Source organism: Sodalis-like endosymbiont of Proechinophthirus fluctus, assembly GCF_001602625.1.
Taxonomy (GTDB): domain Bacteria; phylum Pseudomonadota; class Gammaproteobacteria; order Enterobacterales; family Enterobacteriaceae.
The window spans coordinates 1-2,688 of sequence record NZ_LECR01000090.1 but is presented as its reverse complement, the minus strand read 5'-3'; the positions used below and the strand labels follow the sequence as shown (position 1 = coordinate 2,688).

3 protein-coding genes and 1 pseudogene are annotated in these 2,688 nt (G+C 52.3%); all 4 read right to left on the bottom strand.

Annotated features, from left to right (window positions below; all coding sequences use genetic code 11):
- On the bottom strand, nt 1–783 hold a 783-nt coding region (gene cmoB, locus BG74_RS08735), incomplete at its 3' end, for a tRNA 5-methoxyuridine(34)/uridine 5-oxyacetic acid(34) synthase CmoB (RefSeq protein ID WP_244267476.1).
- Entirely contained in the window at nt 780–1,523 is a 744-nt protein-coding gene (gene cmoA, locus BG74_RS08730; protein WP_066598086.1) for a carboxy-S-adenosyl-L-methionine synthase CmoA, read from the bottom strand. The genes cmoB and cmoA, both read right to left, overlap by 4 nt.
- Before the next feature lie 34 nt (nt 1,524–1,557).
- Nucleotides 1,558–2,004: pseudogene (locus tag BG74_RS18275) on the bottom strand (MAPEG family protein).
- Nucleotides 2,005–2,206: 202 nt separating this feature from the next.
- A complete protein-coding gene (locus BG74_RS08725; RefSeq protein ID WP_066597895.1) occupies nt 2,207–2,470 on the bottom strand; it encodes a DUF72 domain-containing protein in 264 nt (87 codons plus the stop codon).
- Nucleotides 2,471–2,688 lie beyond the last annotated feature (218 nt).

Below are 2,688 nucleotides of genomic sequence, written 5' to 3'. Positions count from 1 at the left end.
CCAGCCGATCAAGGCGATGGGGGAAGGAATAAAGTAGACGTTGTGCATTTGGGCATAACGCTTCCCGGGAACCAACACCTGGTTCTGGTCGCCTTCAATGACTAGAGTTTCCAACACCAGTTCACCGCCGCTGACCAATTGATTTTTTAACTGCAGCAGGTGATCGAGCGGCGATCGCCGATGATACAGCACACCCATGGAAAACACGGTGTCAAAGGCGGCTAATTCCGGTAATTGCTCGATGCCTAACGGCAACAGATGCGCCTGCAGATCACTGCCGAGCAGCTTGCGCACTGCGGCAAATTGGCAATAAAACAGTTGCATCGGATCGATGCCGACTGCCAGTTGCGCGCCGGCGCCAACCATCCGCCACAGGTAGTAACCGTTGCCGCAGCCTACATCCAGGATAAGCCTGTCGGTCAGCGGCGCTATATGCGGCACTACGCGTTTCCATTTCCAGTTGGAGCGCCATTCGGTGTCGATTATAATGCCATAAAGTGAAAAGGGGCCTTTACGCCACGGCATCAGCTGGCGTAGCAAGGATTCAATCCTTGCTTGCTGTCCGACGGGCAGCGGCGGGTTGCTGTCCGCGCTTACGCCGTGCAGGAGATCTAGACGTGCGGGGGTCAGAGTCGGCAGTTTTTCCACCGCGTTAAACCACCGAGTAAACTTGCCACGCGATGAAGTATATTCCCACTCGCTCAGTTGTGCGGGCAGGATATCGAGCCAGTGACTCAATGGACTCTTGGCGATAAGCCAATAAAAATCGGCAAACTGACTCACTGACCACTCTCCTGTTTGATGGCAATCAATGAGCCGAAATTGAAGCACTGGAACCAGACCTCGGCATGACCGAAACCCGCCGCTGCCAGACGCTGTTTATGCACTTCCACTGTGTCGGTGAGCATCACATTTTCCAGCATGCTACGTTTCTGGCTGATCTCCAGTTCGCTATAGCCGTTGGCCCGTTTGAAATCGTGATGCATATCGAATAATAGTGAGCCAATGCATCGATCCTGAAAACTGAATTTTTCCGATAGCACCACGGCACCCCCTGGGTTAAGCCCCCGATAAATACGATTAAGTAATGTTTGGCGCTGCTCTGGTTCGAGAAACTGCAAGGTAAAATTGAGCACCACCAGCGAGGCGTTTTCAATGGGGACAGTGTGTATATCGCCTTCGACGATCTCCGTTGGTATCTCGGCGCGAAACGCTTCGATATGGCGCCGACATCGGGCTATCATCGCTGGCGAGTTGTCCACCGCGATAATACGGCAATCAGTATGGTGAATGGTACGGCGCATCACGAGCGTCGCGGCGCCGAGGGCGCAGCCGAGATCATAAATCTGCGTTCCCACGCGGGCAAAGCGGCCGGCTAGCATCCCGATCATCGAGATAATATTGGAATAGCCGGGGACGGAACGCTGGATCATATCAGGAAAGACTTCGGCGACGCGATCGTCGAAAGTCCAGTCGCCCAGGCTGGCTATAGGAGCCGAGAAAAGGTCATCACGATGGTTCATGGCAAAATCGTCATTGTGCAAAACCCCTACTCTATCAGAAAGCGGTGATAAAGCATGTGTCCTGCTTGCAGGTGCGTGCCTCTCCCCTTCCGCTTCCCCTTAATGCCAGCTGAGTACCACATCCCAGGGGTAGCACCATCAGTATTAACGCGCAGTAAGTGGCGCTCATGCCAATGAGCTGCCAGTGGTATTTCCGCGTGTGCAAACCAAATAGTGCATCAGCCGACCGGGGCCATCAACAGAATCCTGCAGATGTACAATGTCCAGTTTTTAGTTCCGTTAATTTCCATAAAAACCAGTAAAATCATTCAGATAGGAATATATTCTACCGCATTACAGTGCACCCGGATAGCGGTCTATAATTCATAAAGGCCGCCGTCACCTGTGGCCACGCGGTATTGGGGGTTATAAGCCTGATAACATCCAGCGATAACTTTATCAGCAACAATACACCCAGCACGACATAAAGCGCGCTTACTATCTAATGTACTCCCTCGTTCACTCAACTTTTCTCAAGCAAAATAATAGCCTGTGTCACCTGTGTCACCGGCAGCGTCGCAAAAAAAAGTGGTTCACGCGGTTTTACCTCTTCTAAAAAAGCGTTTCTTACTGTATACAATGCTAAATTTGGTCCATAGTGGGGATTTTCGCTGCCAATTTCGGCTACAAATACTGGGTCTGGGCTAACGGCGGTGTAAAAAGACGATATACGGCGTGTGGATAAACAAAAAGGGCATTACCCATTGTTGCCATTGCGGTAAACGGTCTGGCCACGGCTGGAACAGCGTGACGTTATCGTCGGGGGTCGTCGGCATCCATAAAATGCATAAGTGGGCGGGCCCAGCGGTCACCGTCGCATGCACCGGCATATTATTTTGCTGCTTGGCGGTACGCAGCGCCGGGGAAGTGGGGAGGGCTGTATGGACCGGGCGACTGTCGAGGATCACTCAGTTTACACTCCGCTGTTGCAGGCCGCGGTTTAGAGCACGCTCTTCATCTTGTTGCTTGTTTGGTGAAAAAAGCCGGATGACGAAACCTCCAAGCCGTAGTGGAAATTCGCCGTTAGCGCATCAAGAAAGACCCAAAGTCGGTCCAGGTCTGCTGGACAAAATGCCGCCGGCAGCTGAGAAAATATTGCCTAATGCGGTGCACCAGCAGTGCGATA